Below are 22,231 nucleotides of genomic sequence, written 5' to 3'. Positions count from 1 at the left end.
ACATTGTTGCACGCTGTTGAAAGGATGTCGTGCCGTGCGACCCCTCTCACGTGGTACAATGGCGGTACAAAATTACTCCAAAAAGGACGATTCGCCAATAGCCAAAATTTCGGTTTGTTAAAAATTATATCCTGTAAATCAGTATTTTATAACGCTAACTTTTGCTTCCGTTTGCCGTCGTTTTGACCTCCGAATCTTCATGTGGAACGACTTGCCGCTGCCCGAAGGACCCAAACAAAAAAAGTTCGAGTTGTCGGTCAGCTTCTCCTTTCCCTCCTTTCCTGTGATGTCGATGGCTACGGGCACACCTTGGCGGTCGGTATAGTATATCTTCAGCGGGGTGTCCTCATTATGCACGATGCGCTCCTTGTACATCAGACAGGTGGCGGCATCGCCGAGGGTGAGGAATCGGTCGTAGTCGGCATTCATGCCATAGCAGTTGCCGGGGAAAGAGTTGACGAACAGCTCCAACTGGTTGTAGGCCCGCTTGCTGATGTGGATGCCCATGCGCGAGAAGGAGTTTTCGAGATGGTTGGTGCATTTCTGTATGTCGGTGTCGCCGCTCACTGCCACCACGAGGTTGTAGTGGGTATAGACGAGCTGCTTGCTCTCACGGGCTATCACCTCCTGCACACGCTTGATGTCCTCTACAGCCATCAGGTTGCTGGGGTTGGGCATGGAGGCATGGCGGTTTTTCTTCTTGTCGAGTAGGGCAAGCTCACGCTTCTGGTTGGGCACGAACACCATCTGGTTGAACACCACGCAGTCGGCTCCGGGCACGCTATCGACGATGCTCACGAGATCAACGGGCATACTGGTGTTGTTCACCTCGATATTTGCGTAGGGACGGATGACCGACGGCAAGTTGGCATAATCCACATCCACAAGGCTATACACCTTGCAGCTACGGTCCCCCATGCCGATGGTCTCGTCATCGACCTTGAAGTTGGTCATCGACACCACCTTGTCACGGAAGTTCATGGAGAAGAAACGGTCCACATACTCGCAGGCTTCCGTTTTGCCGAGGAATCGGGACTTCACGCCGGCATCCCTCAGCTGGTCGTGCACCTTGCGTATCTTCACCAAGAAGTCACGCCATTTCTTGTTGTCGAACGACATCAGACGGCTCTTCTTGTTCTCCTGTGTGATGGTGAGGTAGCAGACGCTGTCGGCAAAGGGTCTGCCGTTGAAATAGCGGAAGTAACTCTCGCTCAGGAACTCATGATTTCCACCGTTCTCTTCCTTGAATGCCTTCCTCACAAACACGTCCTGCTTGTGCAGCGCATAGCCTTCGCCCAAGGTCTGGGCAAGGGCGGCGAAGAGGTGGGTGAACTCATAGTAGGCCTCGATGTTGGCGGAATACTTCTGCACAGGGTTCTCCATCTTCAGAACAGCGGAGTATTCGCCCGTCTTGGTATAGAGCACGCCGATGCCATCCACTTCCTCGATGGAGAAGTAGATGTCCTGGAAGATGCGCTTGCGCTTCCCTCCCGTGCCGAATGCCTTGACACTGATGGCCATGCCCACGCAGATGGCTGAGAATATGAGTATGATGTATAGGGTCATTGTTCTTTTTCTTTTTTAATCGCAAAAAGGCGGGCGCACCCTCATGCGTGATGCCCCCACCTCCATTCACTTACAATCATTGATAGCTTTCCACTTGGACATAATGGATTCTCTTTTTTGTTTTACACTTTCTTTGAATAGGCATAGATGAATATGCCGTTGTCACTCTTCTTGCTGTGCAAGCCCTTGCGCTGCTTCATGACGATGAGAACGCCACCGACAGCTACGGCGAGGACTAGCAGCACGAGTCCTGCCACGAAACCGAAGATGCAGTAGCCGAGGATGAAACCCGCAACGGCTCCTCCTGCGGTGGCTGCCGCCCAGTAGATGTAGCGTCCCTGCAACCCGAAGAACTCCAATGGACGTTGCAGTCCCTTGAAAATGGGATAATCCGGAAAACGCTCTTGCTTTGTATCTGCCATAACTGTCAGTGTTTTAACGTTCTACATACTCACAATCTCACGCTGCGTTTAACCTCCAATGCCGAAGAACAGAGGCAGTGCCTGGGCTGCTGCAATGAGGAAAATACATGCGCCGACGACCATCATGATCTTCTTTTTCACGTCCTGTTCCTCGTTGTTCATGGCGATGTAAACGCTTATGGCTCCGACAATTGCAACGACACCTGCAATGGCATAGCAGAGCTTCACCACGATAGGTACATACTTGGCAATCTCCTCCGTCACTGTGGTAAGCGCGGTCGTTCCTGCCGAGTAGTCGCCGGCTGCGTTCTGTGCCATTGCTGCGGTGGTGCCGACAAGCAACATCAGGGCGAGCGTTTTCATGCGCTGTGAAGAGAAGAATCCCTTCACCTTCTTGTTAATCCTTTCAAACATTCTTTTTACCTTTTAATTTGTTACACTTTGAGTTATCTTATCTCGTATCACCTGTATCTCAAATCTGATAACCGAAGAAAGCGGGGAAGACGATGGTCGCTCCTATGAGGAACAGGCAGGCTCCCACCAGCATCATGATGTTCTTCTTCACTCCTTCTTCGCCCGTATTCATCTTTATATATATCTGCAAGGCGCTGACTATGACCACGATGCCCGCCACTGCATAGCACAGATAAACGATATAGAGCATCATCGTCACGGCATAGTCATGGGCACTCGCAAGTGCGTCCGCTCCCCAGCTGTAGTCCACGTTGCCACACTTAGCACTGGCCAGAGCTGGGGTTAAAGCGGCATATAATGATAGAAATGCACTTCTTGTTTTTGACATCATATCTCATTATTGAGTGATTCCACCTTGACCATGTCACGTCCATTGTGACGAAGACCGCGGGCGATGATGGTGTTGTTCAATTCTTCCGAATACATGGGGTCGGAATAGGTGGTATTCACTTCCTCCATCTTCTTCTCGATTGCGCTTTGTATCTTTTCAAGCACATGAGGCTTGCTCTCTTCCGCAGTGGCGGCTGCCTCCTCTGTAGGCTCTGCAAGCTGCTTCTCCTCGTAGGCTGTCTCATATTGGTTGTCGCCTACGCTGAAACCACCGTCGCTCTCGCTGACCGCTATCGACTCTTCCTCGTCGGTCATGTCACTGACATCAAACGACTCGCCCTGTGACTTCTCGTCCTTGGGCTTTCCGTACAGATCCTGCACGATGATGACCGTATAGTAGATGACATAGATTATGGTCACGACAATGGCGAATATTACAAATGACTTCATATTTTCAAGTTTGATTTTACTATGGTTTGGCTTATTGCCGATGCAAAGGAACTACCTTTTCTTCAATCTTAAACCGAAATGACTTTCCGCGGAGCCAAATCTTAACTCTAATTTTGATTACACTCGCAATCATACTCAAAAATCAAACTCGAAAGGCACAAAAAAAGCCCTTCCGATAGGGAAGAGCTTGTAAAGAGGGTGGATGAAAAAAATGTGGATGGCTATATGGTCAGGTACTTGCCATGGGAGAAGTCCTGATGTTCGTTAGAGAAAACATAGCCCAACTGGTTGGACAAGCATTGGGTGTTGCCTATCCTGGCATCGATGTTGGTGTGCGAATGTCCGTATATCCAATAGTCTATGCCGCTATCGGTGATATAGTCCTCCAACTCTACGGTGAACGCCACGTTTGCCTTGCTGCCTTGAAACTTTGGGTGGAGCATACGGAACGATGGTACATGATGGGTGACAACAATCTTATGGGCTGCTTGCGAATATGCCACTGCATCCTTGATAAAGGTGAGGCAACGTTCATGCTCAGCATTGAATTGGGCATGGGTCATCAGCTCACCTTTATATAATATACGGCGGAAGTCGCTTATCACTTGCTCGGTGAAGTAAGCGTCCTCCAAAGGAATCCTCGACCAAAGGGTGGAGAGGATGATGTCGGTGTCGCCAATCCTCGCAATACCGTTGTAGTGGCTGAATACATTGGGACGTACCTCCAAGAGATAGCCGTCGGGCAGTGTCGCCACATCATAATATTTGTAGAACTCATGGTTGCCCATGCAGCAATGCACCTCCTTGTAGTTCTCCGATGCCCAGTCCCAAAAGGGATGCTTGGAGTAGTTGTCATCGCCGAGATAGCCGATGTCGCCGGCAAGCAGCAGTATGTCGCCCGTCACCTCCAAGGGGTGGGCTTTCAGATACCGCCAATTGTCGGCAAACTCCAGATGCAGGTCGGATGCGTATTGTATCTTCATATTGGTCATGCTTCTATAAACAATTCATCCAGTTGATCTAACAGTCCGGTCACAAATGCCTCGTCTTGACCGAGTGACTTTGACAATGGTTCTGCGAGAGTTGACCAGTCGGCTCTGATGGAGGCGACAAACTCCCTTATACATGCCACTATTGAAGCAGGAGCCTCAATGTTGTCCTCAGTCATTATGACCACATTTTTCAGGATGTCCGAACGGTGCTTCTTGATGTCTTTGGTGTTCACATGCTTGCCGTCCCGCTTGTCTGCCATGAGATTTAGGTAGGCTCTTGCCTTCAGTGCTATCAAGGCAGCGGAATTGGCATGGCGTATGCCATCAGTCAGTTGGCTGTGTGCGATAGTAAAGTGATAGTAATCATCGTCCATGATGATGGCACTAAGACTCGACACATCTTCATCGGTCGGGATAGGTTCTATGACAAATCCCTTTGGCTCTCCAAGCACGTCGGGGTGGCGTGACAGCAGTTCTATCATCTCGGGATAGCCGTCTTTACCATCAAGGAAACGATACATTTCATACCTTGGTGGCTCACCAGCCTCCTGTTTCCTCTTTTCAGGTCGATAGCCAGCCTCCCGCACAAACTGCCAGAAGCGATTGGCGAAAGCCTCGGTCATGTTCTCTACGATGACTATCATGTCGATGTCGTGTGTGGCGCGTGGACGCACCACGGTATTGGTCATGGTGATGTCACAGGCTGCTCCGCCTATCACCACATAGTTTTCTGAGTATTCCGCAAATGCTTCACGGAACTTGACTAATCCTTCCATTTCTGTTCACTGATTATTCGTTCTACTTCTTTTTCTACTCTCGGATCATCATCATCTCTCAACGAAAGGACAAGGGAAAGGCGATCAACCCACTGGCTTTTGTCGCCCATTTTGCTGACAACAGGGTATTTCCATACCTCTATGATATAGTTGCCGTCATAGATGTTGGGATTCTCCATGACATCAGCCGACTTGACGGCACGATATTCCTTGCTTGTCATCATTATCATCTCTTCCCGGTCACGATTAAGCATGGAATAATGTGCCAGGGCATTGATGCCGCATACGGGGTATTCCGCATCCAAGCGTATGTCATCGCAAAAGATGCGGTTCTCCACAGGTGACAGCAAGACGTTCTGAGCCTTGTCCCACAGTTCCTTGCCCTTCAACTCGAAGTGTACCACCTTGCTGCGCTGTCCGTTCTGAATCTTTTGACACAGTCCTACATCTTCAAGACAGGTGACACCCAACGTGACGCTTTCGTAAGAATATGGAAGCAACGGTGCAATATCCCTTGGCGACATTCCTTCAATACTGCCCACCTGTAGGTGATAGAGTAGTATGTATTGCGCCACAGGGGTCAATACTTCGGCAATCTTCCTGTTGCTTGTCTTCTCCAATGCTATGATGCCTGGCAGATGGGCATATTCCTCGGACATGACAAAGAAGACTCCTTTGTCTGCCAGTCTGTGTCGCTCGTAGGTGGGTCCGGGCGCAAGGATAAACACCGCAGGCAGTCCCAGGGCTTCGGTCAACCGCTTGCCCGTGATGGCGCAAGTCCGTGGAGAGGGATTGCCCTTCTTGGGCTCAACGAACAGCAGGGGCGTGCCTTGGTATGTGCCATCATAGAAACGGTATGAGAGTTTCTCGCCAACCGTGATGCCTTTCAGGCTTTCCTTGGCACGAGGTTCCACCTCAAAGCGTCTGCCCAATATCCTTATTTCTTTTTTCAATTCCATTCTGCTACATTTTAATAATGTATTAAAACGATGCAAAAATAAGGATAATAATTGAGAATCAAGCATGTTTGGGCGAAAAAGTGCAGATTTGATATGTAATTTCAATGCATTTGAGCCATTTTTGCATCAAATGATGGTGTTTTCGTCTTTATAATGTCATTCAGATGCCGTTCGTTTCTTCCTCATCAGATAGTCGTTGACATCCTTGTAGTCGGCATATCTGAAGGACTCGTCCGTCACCCTGTACTCGAATACATTGCTGATGCTCTCAACCGTCTTGCGTCCTGCCTGGTCGTTGTCGAGGAAGCAATGGATGTGGGTGTAACGGTCAAGGTAATGCAATGCCTGTTTGAGGTTGGCGACTGAGTTCAGTATCATATAGTCGCAAGGGCTTTCAACGACAAACCATCGGTCTTGCTGTTTAACGAGGGTCATATAAGCAAGGAAGTCCATGAAGCCCTCAAAGACCAGACAACCGTTTTGCCACTCGTTGAACGTATGGGCAAGCAGGGTGATGTCCTTATGCCCGATGCAGCCCTTGAAATAGGGATTGCGCACCTCATGTCCTTCACTCAGATTGCCAAAGGCAATGCCATAGTAATGTTTTTGCTCAACCTTGTAGTGTATCTCCCTGCAATACATCCTGCCAATGGTGATGTCTATCCGTCGGCTACTGAAATAGGACAGCAGAGAATGGTTGCTCAGTGGGAGCAGCTTCACATCGTTCATCTTGGTTGTCGTGTATTCCTTGGCTGCGATAGCGGTCTCGATTGCCTTATCCACAGTGGCAATACTCTTGGACGCAAGGTAGGCAAGGGCATCGGAAACGGATTGTTTGTTATACATACGCTTTACCAGCTCCACAAGGTCACCGCCCTCCTTAATGGCGTAGTCGTACCACAGGTTCTCCTTCTTGCTGACCTTGAACGATGCGGTCTTCTCGTCCCTGAAGGGTGACAGATACCAGTAGGCATTGCCCTTCTTCTTTTTCAGCGTTACATTCTCCTTGTCTAAGAAGTCTATAATGCTCAGTTTCTTCGATTGTTCAATATTCATTGTACTTTCATTTGTTCGGTTTTACTTTGTCCATGGAAACAGTTTACTTTACCCTTTCTCCTATATAGGCACACCCGTAAACTAAACCATTTGCTAAACTACTTTTCCGCTTCCCAATTCAGCCTCCGATTTCGGTTTACTTTGGCCTTATTTCTTATATATAGGTACGGACGTAAACTAAACTGGTTTCTGAACTGTTTTTATTCCTCTTCATGGAACAGGTCAATCTCGGCAGGTGTATATCCGAAATAGTAATGATTATCCCGCTTCACTATGAGCTTTTGCTCGTTAATCAGGTATTTCAGCATTTTGATGATGACGCTTCTGCCACGCTTAAAGCCAATGTCTGCATAGGCTTGCGTTAATTCCTCCACCATGCGATCGAATCCTTTGATAGGTTTCTCCTTGAATGCAGCCGTCAGCGCCTCGTTATGCTGTTCGGATGTCAAGTCTTGGTAAGTAAACCTTGACGGTTGCTTGTCACCTTCTTCCTTCTCCGGCGTGTGCTCGACAATCTCTGGCAACCCTTCCTCATTGACTGTAAAGGCAAACGGCTTGAACTCCTTCTCACGGATGTGCATCGCCTTCACCTCGCTGATGTCGGGATTGGTGGTGCTCTTGGTGATGACAAGCACCGTCTCTGCCTTGTTGTTCATCTCCGTACCGATATGCCCGCGCACGTTATTGTCGCCCTTGTTCTGATGCAATACGCAATGGATGTGCAGGTCATACTTTGATGACCATTCCATCATCTTGTTGATGACCTCGACCGATTCTCCCGCATTGTTGATGTCGAGAAGCAGGTCTCTGATTCCGTCGATGATGACCAGTCCATAGCTTTGGTCTTGGGCAAGCGCATAGTCTATGACCTCTATCCTGACGGAGGGCGTGTACTCTCTCAGACAGATAAAGTCAAGGTTCTCGTTGTCGATGCTTGTAGGTAGACCAGCGAGCTTCAGGATGCGCTCCAGCACATTATGGCAGTGATAGCGGCTCTGCTCCGTATCTACATACAGTATCTTGCGTTTCCCCTCTGGCAGACTGGCGCGATAGTTCAGTACCTTGCCGTTGGCGAGGGAAGCGGCTACCAAGGCAGACACGTTGAAGGTCTTTTTCGCCTTTGCCTTACCAGTAGAAGCACTGAAGTTGCCCAATGTGGCTATGCTGGAATTATCAACCCATATAATCTGAGGAGGTGTTTTATAAGTATCTGTTGCCTTTATCAACGATTCGCTCAATATGCGATTGAGACGCTGTACTCCTTCCTCTTTTGAGTTAGGCTGTACATGTTTGTTATTTTCTTCCATTTTCATTCTTTCGGATTATCAATTTCTATTTTCGTTACCATTCCAATGACCTCTTGTTTGTTTTGGAGCAGCCACTTGTCGATTTCTTCTCTATTAAAATACAGCATTTTTCCCCTTGGCTTATAGTGTGGAACTTCTTTTGCGGCTGTAAGTTTGTATAGCAGGCTTTCAGAAACACCAATATACTTACATGCTTCGTCAAACCCCAAGACGGTTTTGGTCTGCTTGACCATCTTCTCCAATTCCTCGATTCGCTCTATTAGTTTGTCAATAGGTCCCAAAGCCTCCAAACTGTCTTCTATTGCGACAATTCGCTCATAGAGTCTAAAATGTCTTTCATTCATGTGTCACGTACCTTAATTAAATTGTTTACAGACAGTAGCACGGTTATATTAGCCGTCTATTCTTTCTTTGTGTAGATAGTACATATTCCTCTGCTTCTCTTTGAATCTCGTTCTTCGATTTGCCCTTGGTTCCTTGAAGCCATTCATCTATCTCAGATTTGAGGAACATGATGCGTTTGCCTCTCTTGTGAAACGGTATTTCCCGATTGCTTGTCCAGCAATATATGGTATGCTCTACCGGATGTGTTGGGAGATAAGCACATAATTCAGCAACCGTAAACCATGTTTCTTCTTTTTCTGATTGAACAAGTTCATATATACCATCAATCTTGTCTTCTAATGATGACAGCTTTTTCAGTACCCCCGTTATAGCGTTGGGAATATCTTCAAATCTTATACTATTTTCTTCCATGCTAATTATTTTTTATGATTTTTGATGCAAAGTTATGGGGAGACTGTCACTAAATAGAAAAAGTAACGTGATAGTAAGGCAGTATCAACCAAACTATCACGTTTTTACTTTCATTTAGCAGAATTATTGTGATTTATTCCTCTCTTAATATCTGTTCGATGGATTTGCAGATGGCATATTGACTTGCTGTCATGGAAACGTTTCTTCTTATCCTTGAAAGAGAAGAGGAAAGACAACTTGAAGTTATGAATTTCTCTGTTCCATCCTTTTTGATACTGGTTAAGAAGCGACCTTCTCCCATGACATATTGCCAATTATTGTTTATCAAATGGTATTGAGCCATAGCGTCAAACAGTACGGCTACATTACGTACATTCTTTACACGGATAGATGCGTCCAAGTCGCACTTGAATAGGCGACACAACTCGCTACGCACATCACTGTTGTCGGCAAAATCAAATATGTCGTGACTTTGGACAAGTTCTACCAACAAATCCATCTGTCTGTCTGACAATTGGCATCCCAAAGTGAGGATGGACGATTTCTTTCGGGTAAGGATTGGCAGACCAGTACCCACATGTTGAAGAAACAACTCAATAAGTTCCTGCTTGGAATAATCTTCTTTTTTCTTGATTATTGACACACACTTAGAGTCTCTAAACAAAGTACCAATAATGCCAATTGCCATCTGTCGCGAGTTCTTACAACGTGCACAATCACAGTCAATATATTGGTGACTGCGCTCAAATAGTTCTATGAAGTACTCTGTCTTCATATGATTCTTTTCAGCTTGAAGATACCAACTTCTTGCGATCTCAAACAACTCATACAGTTCTCTGTAGAAGTCTTCTGTACACTCCACATGTTTGTGGACACGCTTGCTCTCTTCAAAAAGAGAGAAGCCAAAAAAGGCTGTCTTTTTTCATTTTTATCTGTTTATTGTTATAAATGTTTGGTTTCCACGAAAGGTTAAAGTGCCAAAACAATAGCATCATTACATAGAATGTTGAAAATGAAAGGCACTAAAAACCACCTGTACAATAAAGGACTTATTGATACAAGTGGTCTTCTATACTAAGTGCTTACAAATGATAATCACTATTCATCTATGTCCAACTTAAAAGCTTCTGTAGCTTCATCTTTCTTCTTGTCAATTACTTTTGCGTAGATTTGCGTGGTTTTTACATTGGTATGCCCTAACATTTTGCTTACGGTATATATGTCTGTACCGTTAGCCAATTGTAACGTTGCATAGGTGTGGCGGAAGCAATGAAAGGTGATGTGCTTGGTAATCCCTGATGCTTTTACCCACCGTTCCAAAGGCCTAGATATCCATGAAGGGTCAGGCAGTCCGGCAAACACCAACAGTTCTCCGTCTTTCTTGCGCTCACCGCAAAGCTTGTATGCCTGTGGCGATATAGGCATGTATTCAACGCCCTTAGTCTTCTGCTGAGTGAAATTGAGACGGTACCCACCATTGTATTCTTCAACCTCTGACCATTTAAGCTTTTGAATATCGCTATGTCGCATTCCTGTCAGTGCAGAGAACAAGGCTGCCCGTTTTAGTATATCATCACACGGAGTCTTTGCCAATATATTAAGTTCTTCCAGTGACAGATACTCTCTTCGAGCACTCTGAAACATGATATTTTTAGCCTTGGCAGCAATATCACAATTCAGATAGCCATCCACGAAAGCTTGTTTGAGTGCCGCCTTGAAGATAGAGAAGTACGTCGATGCCGTATTCCTTGAAATAGTTCCTTTCTTAGAACCACCCTGCGGTGCCTTTATCAAGAAGGAACGGAATGCCTCAATATACTTCATGTCAATCTGCGAGAACTGTATGTAGTCACACTTGGCAAACATTGACAACAGTGTGTGCAATCTGCGCCAGTTGACAACTATCGATTCTGACGCAGTTTCCTCTCTTTCTTTGATTAACTTCTCAATATACTCCAGAACATTGCATTTTGAGCGTTCGCTTTGTTCTGCCATTTCCATTTGCTGGTCAGTAAAGAGAGCCATGTTGTCGTACTCTTTTTGACGCAGGACTCGAACGCCATCCGCATAAAGGCAAGTTTCCATATCTTGCTTGGATTTACACTGAATAACGCCATTGTCATCTCGCTTGGGCTTGTACTTTATTCTACCAGCAACGGCTCGCTCGCTTCGTCGTTTATCCCATATAGGGGTAGTAATAGACCTCCTGAGATATTCACGCACTCGTTTGGGTTTGTCATTTCCCGTCTCATAAACAGGATAAGCTTCAAGATAGATGAACCACTCATCTCTCCACTCACTTTTCTTTAATTTGACGGAGACTTTAGTATAATCTAATCTTTTCATAATGGTTTTATATCTTTATAAAGTTTGTCTATTGATTCCTTGTGAGCATACACATAATTACCGATTTGCCGGGTCGGTATTGAGTATTTTCGTATATGAGCATACACGGTGCTGTCATCCAGATGAAATTTCTTGGAAATCTCACCTATTGTATAGCAATCCTCTGGTTCCATGCGGTACATGGTAACTGGTTTCCTTGGCTTGGTGTCAAGCGGAGACTGTCTTAACGGAAACAGATTCATTAGTTCTCCTTTGCATACAAGTCGTATTCCTTTCTCTGGCTCAATGAAGGAAATCTTTTTCATGTAGATGAGCCTATAAATGGTTGAGCGGCTTGCACCAAACATAGCATACGCTTCCGTTATGCTGATATACTCTTTAGACTTGGGCATATTGCTTACAATCTTGTCCAGTTCAAGTTGGCGTTTTTCTTCATCATGCTTACGCTTCCACGCCACCTTGGAGCATTTGGGTGAACAATACCAGGACTCCAAAGTCCTTGCGAAGAACTCTTCTCCGCACACAGGACATTTCCGTACTATCTTATACTTTGCTACTGCCATAATTCATTCATTTTGTAGTTCTTAATATCTATTCTTCTCATCATATCTACTTTTTCTTACAGGTACAAATAAGGTACAGATGTTTATAATAATAACGCAAAGATAGCAATATTATTGTGTACGGCCAAAAACAAGAAAAGCGTGTAACTCATTGAGCTACACGCTTTCCATTTGATATTGTATTCTTATTTCTCTATGTGCTTATTTCACTTCCTCGAAGTCCACGTCAGTTACATTGTCTTTACCGTTGTTGTTTCCGGCATTGTTGTTTGCCTGACCACCGAAGTTTGCACCACCGGCCTGAGCACCACTCTGAGCGTTCTGAGCATTGTACATTTCCTGACTAGCAGCCTGGAATACATTGTTCAATTCAGCCATAGCAGCATCTACACCAGCAATGTCTTGAGCCTTATGAGCTTCTTTCAGTTTGTTCAAGGCAGCTTCGATCGGAGCTTTCTTATCAGCCGGGATCTTATCGCCCAGATCCTTCAACTGTTTTTCAGTCTGGAAGATCATACTGTCTGCCTGATTCAGTTTGTCGATACGTTCCTTTTCTTTCTTATCAGCTTCAGCATTAGCAGCAGCTTCTTCCTTCATACGCTTAACTTCGTCTTCGCTCAAACCACTTGAAGCTTCAATACGGATACTCTGTACCTTACCAGTTCCCTTATCCTTAGCAGAAACATTCAAAATACCATTGGCATCGATATCGAATGTAACTTCGATCTGAGGAACACCACGCTGAGCAGCTGGAATTCCATCCAAGTGGAAACGACCAATTGACTTGTTATCCTTTGCCAATGAACGTTCACCCTGCAATACGTGGATTTCAACAGAAGGCTGGTTATCTACTGCAGTTGTAAATGTTTCAGACTTCTTGGTCGGGATTGTTGTATTAGCCTCGATCAGTTTTGTCATCACACCACCCATGGTTTCAATACCTAATGACAGCGGAGTAACATCCAGCAACAAGACGTCTTTTACTTCACCTGTCAAGACACCACCTTGGATAGCAGCACCTACGGCAACTACTTCATCCGGGTTAACACCTTTTGAAGGAGCTTTACCGAAGAATTTCTCAACGATAGCCTGAACAGCCGGGATACGAGTTGAACCACCTACCAAAATTACTTCGTCAATATCTGAAGTTGACAAATTGGCATCCTGCAAAGCCTGACGGCAAGGAGCGATACAAGCCTGAATCAAGCTGTCAGCCAACTGTTCGAATTTAGCACGAGTCAATGTCTTAACCAAGTGCTTTGGAACACCGTTAACCGGCATGATATACGGCAAGTTGATTTCAGTAGAAGTTGTACTTGACAATTCAATCTTTGCCTTTTCAGCAGCTTCCTTCAAACGTTGCAAAGCCATCGGATCCTGACGCAAATCAACACCTTCGTCTTTCAAGAATTCTTCTGCCAACCAGTCGATGATTACATGGTCGAAATCATCACCACCCAGGTGTGTATCACCATTAGTTGACTTAACTTCGAATACGCCATCACCCAATTCCAGGATTGAAATATCGAATGTACCACCACCTAAGTCGAATACAGCGATCTTCATATCCTTGTTGGCTTTATCCAAACCATAAGCCAATGAAGCGGCAGTCGGTTCGTTTACGATACGGCGTACAGTCAAACCGGCAATTTCACCAGCTTCTTTTGTAGCCTGACGCTGAGCATCGCTAAAGTAAGCCGGAACGGTAATAACAGCTTCTGTTACTTCCTGTCCCAGATAATCTTCAGCTGTCTTCTTCATTTTCTGCAGAACCATAGCTGAGATTTCTTGCGGAGTGTACAGACGACCATCGATGTCCACACGCGGAGTATTGTTATCGCCACGTACTACTTTATAAGGTACACGAGAAATTTCCTTCTGTACCTGATCGTATGTTTCCCCCATGAAACGTTTGATAGAGAAGATTGTCTTCTGCGGGTTTGTGATAGCCTGACGTTTAGCCGGATCACCTACCTTACGTTCACCACCTTCAACAAACGCTACAATAGAAGGAGTTGTTCTTTTACCTTCACTATTTGCAATGACAACCGGTTCATTACCTTCCAAAACAGCAACACAAGAGTTGGTTGTACCTAAGTCGATTCCTATAATCTTTCCCATAATGTTTATATTTTTTATTGTTATTATTCAAGTTTCATTTGTGTGCGTTTTCAAGTCGCACACCTAATATTCAACAAACCTTATGCCAAAGAAAAAAAAGATGCCATTGTCCTTTTTCCTGTCATAACTTCTGACAAAATGGCTTAAAGAATCCATCTTTTCGTTTCTTAGAACGTTTTTTTGTCAGTTTATGCTCAAGGATAGGCTCCAAATCCATTATACTTTTCCCTACTCATTCTGGCCTTGATTCCAGAATCTCCCAACATGAAATAAATTCATGCCTAAGAAATCTTCAAAACACGCCGGCTTTTCATCAAAATACGCCAGCTTTTGACCAAAATACGCCGGCTTTTGAAATAAAGCCTATATGATTGGTAAATGTTTCCAACGAGAATCAAAAATAGAACCCTCGAGAAACATTTTTGATTCTCGTTAGTATCATTCTTTATATTATATATTATGAGAAAGCGGTCTATTCATAAATAACCATCCTTCACAATCATTCTATTCCCTTGGTTATCTGAAAGATGAGGTGATTCAACGATTGTAAAGCAAATAAATACATGGAAATACCACCTTTTCTATGCACGCGATAAATGATTTCTAAAAGAGAGTTCAAAAACAAGCTTCCAAAAACATACCTGAGAACAAGGCACTTATAAAATAGTTTGCATTTTTATTTCAAAAACTATTGCAGATTTAAAAATAATGCATACCTTTGCACCGCAATCGAGAGAGATAGCAAGAATAAATAAAGAAAGAATGGTGCGTTAGTTCAGCTGGTTAGAATACATGCCTGTCACGCATGGGGTCACGGGTTCGAGTCCCGTACGCACCGCTTCTTAAAATAATTATTCCCTATTCAAGGTGCGTTAGTTCAGCTGGTTAGAATACATGCCTGTCACGCATGGGGTCACGGGTTCGAGTCCCGTACGCACCGCTTCTTAAAATAATTATTCTCCTATCCAAGGTGCGTTAGTTCAGCTGGTTAGAATACATGCCTGTCACGCATGGGGTCACGGGTTCGAGTCCCGTACGCACCGCAGGAAAGCTCTGAAATCATTGATTTCGGAGCTTTTTTGTTAGAATCCCATCACCTTTTTCTGCATGTCCGTTCTTTCGTCAGTTACCCAATCGCATCGTCCGGTATTTCATAGGAGAAAGTCCCGTTCGCTTTAAGAAAAACTTGCCGAAAACCGATTGATCCGAGAAACCCAGCCAATCGGAGATTTCCTTGACGTCCTTATCAGAACATTCCAATAATCGTTTTGCCTCCACACAAATCAGTTCAGATATATGCGAATAAACCGTACGGCCGGTGATTCTCTTGACGATTCTTGAAAGATAAGTAGTTGATATGTTTAACTTATCTGCGTAGAATTGAATATTATGATGCTTCCGGTAATTCGAAGTCAGCAATCTTCTGAACTTCAGGAATATTTCGTTGGAACGCTTGACATAGGTAGAAGTATCTTCTTCTGTGCGCTGGCAAAGGATATCTGTCATTTGTAACGACAATAAATTACATAGATTCCGGATAATCCCGTTTTTATACAGATGAAACAAATCCAGCTCCTCAGAAAATAATTGCATCGTCTTTTGCAAATAGCGGAAATGAGGCATCTCCAAATGCAAAATAGGCAAACAGTTCTTTCCTAAATACTTCGATAACTGATTATAAAGAGGCTGACCATGCGACAATCCATCAAAATAATCAGGAGCCATATAAATACAGATCAACTGAAAATCATTTCTCCGACCTTGAAGTACACTACTCATACTGGGAGTCTGAAGAAACAGATCACCTTTTCGGATGGTATACGACTGATACAAATCACCTAACAAGGCTGTTCCGTTTGTAACCAATGCAAAAAAGAAACCATCCTCCAACTTTATTGGATCATTTCCATACGAACTTGCATCAATATGGATACATTTCACATGGATTTCCGTATTTTCCTGAGCTTCTATTTCTTCAATCAACGACATATTTACCAAGATCTTTTTCCGGGCGTAAAGGTAAGACTTGTTTCGTATTTGACCAATGATGGTCGTTTTTTTATGTACATGGATTCAGGAATTAAGAAGAACTTTGCATCCGCAATTAAAAAATCAAGCATATGAACACCTATACATTCAGACGTTATTGTTTATTTGCAATCGCTTTGTTTGTTAATGCCTTGGGAATCGCATTAATCACGAAAGCATTGTTAGGCACTTCACCCATCACAAGTGTTACGTACGTATTAAGTATGTTCACTCCCATGACAATCGGCCAATGGACCATTGCCCTCAATTTACTTTTCGTCGTATTGGAACTTCCATTAATGACCCGAAAAGAGTTAAAAGAAGATTTGCGCATGTTTTTGCTCCAAATACCTATCTCCTTATGTTTCGGAACATTTATCGACGTATGTATGAACCTGCTATTCTGGGTTGAACCCGTACGCTATATCAGTCATATCCTTTATCTGCTCATCGGATGCTTTATCCTGGCGGCAGGCATCACCCTTGAAGTCAAAGCCGACATAGCAATGATGGCTGGCGAATATTTCGTTCGGGTTATTTCCAAAAGGTTTCATGGAGAATTTGGATATATCAAATTGGGATTTGACATTTCACTCGTTGTCATAGCCTGCCTGTTATCCCTCTGTTTCATGTCGGGTATTTATGGTGTACGGGAAGGAACGGTTATAGCCGCATTGGTCGTTGGTCCTATTGTCCATTTCATCAGTCCATATTACCAATGTTTTGATAAATGGATCCAAATGCCACAATCGGTAGTTACACCAACACCGGCAAGCAGTCATACCATTATTACCATTGCCCGCGAATTCGGTAGTGGTGGCCATATTTTAGGAGAAATGCTTGCCAAAGACCTGGGCATTAAATTATATGATAAAGAATTCATTCACCTGGTAGCCCAGAAAAGCAGGATTGACGAATCGTATATTGTCCGAAACGAACAATCCATTCCCTCTTTCTGGTTAAAATGCATACTGGCCAAAAGCAGCGAGCAATCGTTGGAACGCAGCCTTTCTTCAGACGATGTTCTGTTTGTTGCCGAAAGTAAAATCATACAGGAACTGGCAGAAAAAGAGTCGTGTGTCATTATCGGCCGGTGTGCAGACTTTATATTAAAACATCATCCGAATGTCATCAAAGTATTCTGCTATTCAGATCTTGAGAACGCCCGCAAACGTTGTGTTCAAGAGTATGACATTCCATTAGAGAAGACAGAGAGTGAAATCAAGCGGATCAACCGAAGCAGAATTGCCCATTACGAATATTATACCGGTGAGAAATGGGGCGAACCTCATCATTACAACCTGATGATCAATACTGGAGAGATCGGACTTCCGGTGGCTTGCGAACTGATTAAAAACATCTATCAGAAGAAACAAAAAGGATGATGTCTTCATCCTTTTTCAGTCTTCCGTAATTTAGGTTAGATGATCCGTAATTCAGATACAAGAACGGAATCATAAATTCCGTATTTTTGTTTCCAGAATAATGGAACTAACTTATAACAAAATAAAGATGAAAAAGATTCTGATTTTATCTTCCAGTCCTCGAAGAGGTGGTAATTCCGATACGCTTTGCGATGAATTCATGCAAGGCGCTCTGGCAAGCGGGAACGAAGTGGAAAAGATTTTCTTGCGCGACAAGACTATCCATCCTTGTCTGGGATGCAGTGTTTGCAGCCAATACCACAAGCCTTGCCCTCAAAAAGATGATGCAGCCGAAATCATTCAGAAGATGTTGGCTGCCGATGTAATCGTGATGGCCACTCCGGTTTACTTTTATGCCATGAGTGGACAAATGAAAATCATGATCGACCGTTGCTGTGGTCCTTATACAGAAATGAAGAACAAAGAATTCTACTTCATTGCAACAGCGGCAGAAGATGATCCCCACATTATGGATCGGGTTGTTGCCAATTTCCAAGGTTTCCTGGATTGTCTGGAAAACCCGACAATCAAAGGAACAATTTTCTGCGGCGGTGTTTGGCATGTAGGAGAAATCAAAGGAAAGGCCGCCTTGAAAGAAGCTTACGAAATGGGAGAAAATGTATAATCAATCAACTAGCTTATGACACTCGAAAGTTTTTTAGAACACGTCAATCAACGGAAACCGTTAAATACGCCAGAGATTTTTCAGTTTTTGAATGAGATGAACGATGAAGCCAGACGTATAACAGCCGAATTGAACAATGCCTATCATAACATGGATGAAATACGGGAACTTTTTTCCCGACTTTCAGGAAAGCCGGTTGATCCTTCATTCCGTATTTTTCCTCCTTTTTACACGGACTTTGGAAAGAACATCCATGTAGGTAAAAATGTATTTATCAACGCTTGTTGCCATTTCCAGGATCAGGGAGGAATTACCTTGGGTGACGATTGCCTGATCGGACATAATGTAGTCTTTGCTACGCTCAATCATTTCATTGAACCGGCAGAAAGAGCCTCCATGCATCCGGCTCCGATTGTATTAGGTAAAAAAGTTTGGGTTGGTTCCAATTCAACCATTCTGCAAGGTGTTACGATCGGAGACAACTCTATTATTGCCGCCGGTTCTGTTGTCACCAAAGATGTTCCGGCCAATACCATTGTCGGAGGCGTTCCCGCCCGTATCCTTCGTCACTTGGATGTTAAGGAAATTGAGGGGTAGATTCTTAATAAGAATCTTATTATAAATGGAATGATAATTTACACTTGTGATCCAATAACTAAAAGCAACACTCTTTATTTAAGATGAGTTGCCAAGAAATCTCTTAAAGGTTGCAGAGTTGCAACCTTTAAATTCCAATAATTTACATTATCAAAAAGCCAATCTCCACTTCCTAACCTTCGACGCTGGCTATTACTCAAATTTTGAGCATTCATATAAGTATGTAGTTTCCCTTTCAAATTAGGGACATTATATAAAGGTTGTCCGGACGCATCTTTTACACCTAAGACACACCGTTCATAATCTTCAAAACAATCGAAGAATATCGTATGTGCATCTCGTCGGGCAGCACTCTCCATCAACATCTCAACATCTCCATCATCCAGATTGTTAGGATAAAGAAAATAAGGAAAAGATATGCCATGATCCAACATACCTTTATCTATTGCCGCTTTCCTCTTATTGTAACCCCATCCTTTAGCAATCGTATCCGCATCTGCAAAAACTATCACTTGCTCTCCGCTATCCTGAGCAAGAGACATTTGATTAAGAATAGCTTCATGGAATAGATTACCAATGCCATTCATCGGAATAAAATCAACTTCTTTGTCAGGAAAAAATTGATTTAGAATAGTTTTCAGAAAATAATATTCTGAAGTTCTCTTATCTTTAGCTTCAATGAAGATCTTATTCATATCATCTTACCTCTATTTCCTGATTAATAGAATAATCTAAACTCTCCAATGAATAGTGATATGCTTTCAACTCATCATCTAAAGATCTCAAGAGCTTAAAAGAAGCGATACGATCGTCAAACTCCCCAAGAGCAGCATTTCTAAGTCCTTTTATGGAATCAATATCGTGTGTTGTAATAAATAACTGTGTATTATTCCGAACTGCAGCATGAATAAGCACCTTCCATAAATTACTCATCACCGAATAATGAAAACCATTACTGATTTCATCGACAAGTAAAGCACCGTCTTTACAATCATATATAGCCGTTAGTAGAGATACAATTTTCCTTGCTCCATCCCCCATCATATTAACAGGTATTCGCTTTGCCAAGCCAATATCCACCAGCATTTCATTATCTGTAAATATAAAATCCTTGACTCTAGGTTCTATTAATTGCAAGCCTTCTATTATAAAATGCTCATCTTTATTTTGAAGAATATTTTTCAGTCCGTGAATGGATGCGCTAAAATCATATTTAGGACTTAAATAAGTGCATCGCAATGATTCAACATAACTTTCCGCAACCATACGAGTTGCATCATCCGGATTCTCTGAGCTAAATCGTAATTGAGAAACAAACGAGTTATCATTTACCTTAAAATCAAATCTCAAGCCATAGTCTCCTTCTTCTACATTGGAAAGAATACTGGCTACATCTGCATTAAGAGATATCTTATTTGAACTTTGCTCAAAAAGATGAATCTTTAAATCTCGGATCTCATCGTTTTTCATCCGAATATGTATTGGCTGACTTGAATCTAAATTATAGAAATCCAATTTCAAATCGTTCAAACGAGACTTGCCATAACCACGTATAATATTAACATGAACCGGAAGCAAAGGATTCGATAATCCACTCACTAAAAACAAAGATTCCAGCAAAGTAGACTTGCCGCAATTATTCTTTCCAAAGAAAAGATTTATCTGCCTGAATCCTTCTATATTAGCATATCGAATGCCTCTGAATCGCTCTATTTCGATTTTATCAAACATTGTTTCTGTATTTTCTGTGGTTACACATTCATGTACAAAACTACAAAAAACTCTACTTATAAAGCTCTGTTTAACACAGTTTTTCATAAGTCCATCTATCCAATCTCAATCAAAGCAAGCGGAATTCTTTCGGTGTATAACCCACTGCTTTCTTGAATATCCTTGAAAAATGCTGGGGATATTGAAATCCCAAACGATAGGCAATTTCACTGATACTTCGGTTTGATCCTAAAACTTCTTCTTTCGCTACATTGAGCAGTTTGTTTTGAATATACTCTTGAGCGGTTCGCCCGGTCTCTTTCTTGACCAAATCTCCGAAATAGTTAGGCGACAAATGAACACCATCCGCAAAATACTTGACTGTAGGCAAGCCCAATTCCTGAGGTTTACCGTTTTGAAAATACTCATCCAACAGATCTTCGAATTTGCCCAAAATGTCTTGGTTGACATTTGTACGTGTTACAAACTGACGTTCATAGAAACGGGTACAATAATCCAACAGTAACTCGATATTCCGACAAATCAAACGGCGACTATGCCGGTCTTCCGGATGCGAAAGTTCTACCTGAATCTTATCCAGACAATCCTGGAAAATTCCTTTTTCCTCGTCCGACAAATGAAGCGCTTCATTCGAAGCATAGGAAAAGAAAGAATAATGCTTGATATCCTTGCCCAAAGATGTTCCACGGATCAAATCCGGATGAAACAACAAGCCTTTTGATTTCGGAGGAACAAAGTCTGTCACTTTCACTTCTACTACTTGTCCCGGAGCAAAACTAGTCACGGTTCCTTCCTGATAATCATACATCTGTTTCCCATAACGCAAGTCGCCACATTTTGTCTGTTTCAGATAAAGCGCATAGACTCCATAGTTTAATGTAAAATGAGTCGGGAAACGGGATGCTTTTGACAAATCAACCACTGCCACCAATGGATGAAGAGTTTCCAGTCCATACAATTGATTATACTGTTCGATCGTGTCGAGTTTGATAACGTCTGGCATAAGCTTATCATTATATTTCTACAAATATAAGCATTTTCATGTGACGCTTTTAAGTTTTTTCATACATTTGTATGCGTTAACAAACTACGATATGCCCCAGTTCTTCCATCCCGATCAACCAGATGACATGCTTCTTTCGCGTTTACAGAACGGCGATGAAAAAGCTTTTACGGCTATCTATGAGCGATACAATAAAATGCTTTATGTATTGGCTTATAAATACCTGAAGGATACGTTTCTCGCAGAAGACATTGTCCAACAGGTATTTCTCAAGTTATGGGAATCTCGTTCTTTATTTGTGGGCTCCGTGCATCTTCGGAATTATCTGTACACCATGACCAAAAACCTGGTATTAAATGAAATACGGGATAACTTTTCTGATATGGAAAAGAATTATGCAGTCATCCAAAATGCACCGGAATTTGAAGATAAACTGCAAAGTGCCTTGGAGGAAAAAGACTTGTTCCAACATTTTTATAAGATATTGGCGGAATTGCCCGAGCAGAAACGTAAAGTATGCCTCCTGAAGATTCGGGATAATCTGTCGAATCAGGAAGTGGCCGACAAGCTACACATCTCGGTGCCGACCGTTAAATCGCATTATTCGCAAGCCATCAAATTGCTACGGGATAAAATGGGACGTTTGCTCGGCATTCTTCTGTTGGTTTGTAAATGGATGAGCTCATAAGGAACAATAAAGAAGGA

The 22,231-nt window shown here is 43.2% G+C and carries 23 protein-coding genes, 3 tRNA genes and 1 pseudogene; 7 read left to right on the top strand and 20 right to left on the bottom strand.

Features of this window, described 5'->3' with window-relative positions:
* Positions 1 to 198: 198 nt before the first annotated feature.
* The 16 genes and pseudogenes from MUN53_RS02355 to dnaK form a co-directional block, all read right to left on the bottom strand.
* A pseudogene (locus tag MUN53_RS02355) lies at positions 199 to 1,566 on the bottom strand (TraG/VirB4 family ATPase); the annotation flags it as partial.
* Positions 1,567 to 1,688: 122 nt separating this feature from the next.
* Entirely contained in the window at positions 1,689 to 1,988 is a 300-nt protein-coding gene (locus MUN53_RS02350) for a DUF4133 domain-containing protein (protein ID WP_005816074.1), read from the bottom strand.
* A 48-nt stretch (positions 1,989 to 2,036) separates the two neighbouring features.
* Complete coding sequence (locus MUN53_RS02345) at positions 2,037 to 2,402, bottom strand: DUF4134 domain-containing protein (protein ID WP_007837354.1); 366 nt, start codon at positions 2,400 to 2,402, stop codon at positions 2,037 to 2,039.
* Positions 2,403 to 2,460: 58 nt separating this feature from the next.
* Positions 2,461 to 2,793, bottom strand: a complete 333-nt coding sequence (locus tag MUN53_RS02340) for a DUF4134 domain-containing protein (protein ID WP_005812854.1) — start codon at positions 2,791 to 2,793, stop codon at positions 2,461 to 2,463.
* Complete coding sequence (locus MUN53_RS02335; protein WP_005812857.1) at positions 2,790 to 3,242, bottom strand: hypothetical protein; 453 nt, start codon at positions 3,240 to 3,242, stop codon at positions 2,790 to 2,792. Before MUN53_RS02335 ends, MUN53_RS02340 begins: the two co-directional genes overlap by 4 nt.
* Positions 3,243 to 3,463: 221 nt before the next feature.
* Positions 3,464 to 4,234 carry a metallophosphoesterase gene (locus MUN53_RS02330; protein WP_007837351.1) on the bottom strand — a complete coding sequence of 257 codons (771 nt, stop codon included), beginning with the start codon at positions 4,232 to 4,234 and terminating at the stop codon, positions 3,464 to 3,466.
* Positions 4,231 to 5,010, bottom strand: coding sequence for a hypothetical protein (locus tag MUN53_RS02325; RefSeq protein ID WP_005812861.1), 780 nt, complete (start codon positions 5,008 to 5,010; stop codon positions 4,231 to 4,233). The genes MUN53_RS02330 and MUN53_RS02325 overlap by 4 nt, the downstream gene beginning before the upstream one ends.
* A complete protein-coding gene (locus MUN53_RS02320) occupies positions 4,998 to 5,942 on the bottom strand; it encodes a hypothetical protein (protein ID WP_229102524.1) in 945 nt (314 codons plus the stop codon). Before MUN53_RS02320 ends, MUN53_RS02325 begins: the two co-directional genes overlap by 13 nt.
* A 183-nt stretch (positions 5,943 to 6,125) precedes the next feature.
* Positions 6,126 to 7,025: a toprim domain-containing protein gene (locus tag MUN53_RS02315; RefSeq protein ID WP_005812865.1), complete on the bottom strand. Its 900-nt coding sequence runs from the start codon at positions 7,023 to 7,025 to the stop codon at positions 6,126 to 6,128.
* Between the two features lie 200 nt (positions 7,026 to 7,225).
* Positions 7,226 to 8,332: an AAA family ATPase gene (locus MUN53_RS02310; protein WP_005812867.1), complete on the bottom strand. Its 1,107-nt coding sequence runs from the start codon at positions 8,330 to 8,332 to the stop codon at positions 7,226 to 7,228.
* 2 nt (positions 8,333 to 8,334) lie between these two features.
* Positions 8,335 to 8,676, bottom strand: a complete 342-nt coding sequence (locus tag MUN53_RS02305; RefSeq protein WP_005812869.1) for a helix-turn-helix transcriptional regulator — start codon at positions 8,674 to 8,676, stop codon at positions 8,335 to 8,337.
* Between the two features lie 43 nt (positions 8,677 to 8,719).
* A complete protein-coding gene (locus tag MUN53_RS02300) occupies positions 8,720 to 9,088 on the bottom strand; it encodes a helix-turn-helix domain-containing protein (protein WP_004320284.1) in 369 nt (122 codons plus the stop codon).
* A gap of 133 nt (positions 9,089 to 9,221) precedes the next feature.
* Positions 9,222 to 9,776: a hypothetical protein gene (locus MUN53_RS02295; protein WP_021935591.1), complete on the bottom strand. Its 555-nt coding sequence runs from the start codon at positions 9,774 to 9,776 to the stop codon at positions 9,222 to 9,224.
* A gap of 410 nt (positions 9,777 to 10,186) precedes the next feature.
* Positions 10,187 to 11,434, bottom strand: coding sequence for a site-specific integrase (locus tag MUN53_RS02290; protein ID WP_005812874.1), 1,248 nt, complete (start codon positions 11,432 to 11,434; stop codon positions 10,187 to 10,189).
* Complete coding sequence (locus MUN53_RS02285) at positions 11,431 to 11,997, bottom strand: hypothetical protein (RefSeq protein ID WP_005812876.1); 567 nt, start codon at positions 11,995 to 11,997, stop codon at positions 11,431 to 11,433. Before MUN53_RS02285 ends, MUN53_RS02290 begins: the two co-directional genes overlap by 4 nt.
* A 201-nt stretch (positions 11,998 to 12,198) precedes the next feature.
* The gene (gene dnaK, locus MUN53_RS02280; RefSeq protein ID WP_243323261.1) at positions 12,199 to 14,118 is read right to left on the bottom strand and encodes a molecular chaperone DnaK; all 1,920 of its coding nucleotides are present in this window, start codon (positions 14,116 to 14,118) and stop codon (positions 12,199 to 12,201) included.
* 764 nt (positions 14,119 to 14,882) lie between these two features.
* Here dnaK and MUN53_RS02275 point away from each other — a divergent pair.
* The 3 genes from MUN53_RS02275 (at position 14,883) to MUN53_RS02265 (ending at position 15,161) form a co-directional block, all read left to right on the top strand.
* Positions 14,883 to 14,956, top strand: a tRNA-Asp gene (locus MUN53_RS02275).
* Between the two features lie 28 nt (positions 14,957 to 14,984).
* Positions 14,985 to 15,058 (top strand) — tRNA-Asp (locus MUN53_RS02270).
* 29 nt (positions 15,059 to 15,087) lie between these two features.
* Positions 15,088 to 15,161, top strand: a tRNA-Asp gene (locus MUN53_RS02265).
* Between the two features lie 79 nt (positions 15,162 to 15,240).
* On the opposite strand, the gene MUN53_RS02260 is transcribed toward MUN53_RS02265, so the two are convergent.
* Positions 15,241 to 16,107 (bottom strand): AraC family transcriptional regulator, encoded by an 867-nt coding sequence (locus tag MUN53_RS02260; protein ID WP_243323260.1) that lies wholly within the window; start codon positions 16,105 to 16,107, stop codon positions 15,241 to 15,243.
* 131 nt (positions 16,108 to 16,238) lie between these two features.
* Between MUN53_RS02260 and MUN53_RS02255 the strand changes: the two genes are divergently transcribed.
* From MUN53_RS02255 to MUN53_RS02245, 3 genes are all read left to right on the top strand, one after another.
* Positions 16,239 to 17,531, top strand: coding sequence for a cytidylate kinase family protein (locus MUN53_RS02255; RefSeq protein WP_243323258.1), 1,293 nt, complete (start codon positions 16,239 to 16,241; stop codon positions 17,529 to 17,531).
* A gap of 127 nt (positions 17,532 to 17,658) precedes the next feature.
* Positions 17,659 to 18,195 carry a flavodoxin family protein gene (locus MUN53_RS02250; protein ID WP_243323256.1) on the top strand — a complete coding sequence of 179 codons (537 nt, stop codon included), beginning with the start codon at positions 17,659 to 17,661 and terminating at the stop codon, positions 18,193 to 18,195.
* 15 nt (positions 18,196 to 18,210) lie between these two features.
* Complete coding sequence (locus tag MUN53_RS02245) at positions 18,211 to 18,792, top strand: sugar O-acetyltransferase (RefSeq protein WP_243323255.1); 582 nt, start codon at positions 18,211 to 18,213, stop codon at positions 18,790 to 18,792.
* A gap of 74 nt (positions 18,793 to 18,866) precedes the next feature.
* Here MUN53_RS02245 and MUN53_RS02240 read toward each other — a convergent pair whose 3' ends face one another.
* From MUN53_RS02240 to MUN53_RS02230, 3 genes are read right to left on the bottom strand one after another with little or no spacing between them, the layout of a single operon-like run.
* The gene (locus MUN53_RS02240; protein WP_243323254.1) at positions 18,867 to 19,487 is read right to left on the bottom strand and encodes a DUF3226 domain-containing protein; all 621 of its coding nucleotides are present in this window, start codon (positions 19,485 to 19,487) and stop codon (positions 18,867 to 18,869) included.
* Position 19,488: 1 nt separating this feature from the next.
* On the bottom strand, positions 19,489 to 20,610 hold the full coding sequence (locus MUN53_RS02235) for an AAA family ATPase (protein WP_243323253.1): 1,122 nt from the start codon (positions 20,608 to 20,610) through the stop codon (positions 19,489 to 19,491).
* Positions 20,611 to 20,632: 22 nt separating this feature from the next.
* Positions 20,633 to 21,526 carry a helix-turn-helix domain-containing protein gene (locus MUN53_RS02230; protein ID WP_022454472.1) on the bottom strand — a complete coding sequence of 298 codons (894 nt, stop codon included), beginning with the start codon at positions 21,524 to 21,526 and terminating at the stop codon, positions 20,633 to 20,635.
* 91 nt (positions 21,527 to 21,617) lie between these two features.
* Here MUN53_RS02230 and MUN53_RS02225 point away from each other — a divergent pair, with 91 nt between their 5' ends.
* Entirely contained in the window at positions 21,618 to 22,214 is a 597-nt protein-coding gene (locus MUN53_RS02225; protein ID WP_022454471.1) for an RNA polymerase sigma factor, read from the top strand.
* Positions 22,215 to 22,231 lie beyond the last annotated feature (17 nt).

This window comes from Parabacteroides faecalis, from assembly GCF_022809355.1.
Classification (GTDB): domain Bacteria; phylum Bacteroidota; class Bacteroidia; order Bacteroidales; family Tannerellaceae; genus Parabacteroides; species Parabacteroides faecalis.
The sequence above is the reverse complement of the archived record's forward strand: the minus strand, read 5'-3'. Positions and strand labels throughout refer to the sequence as shown.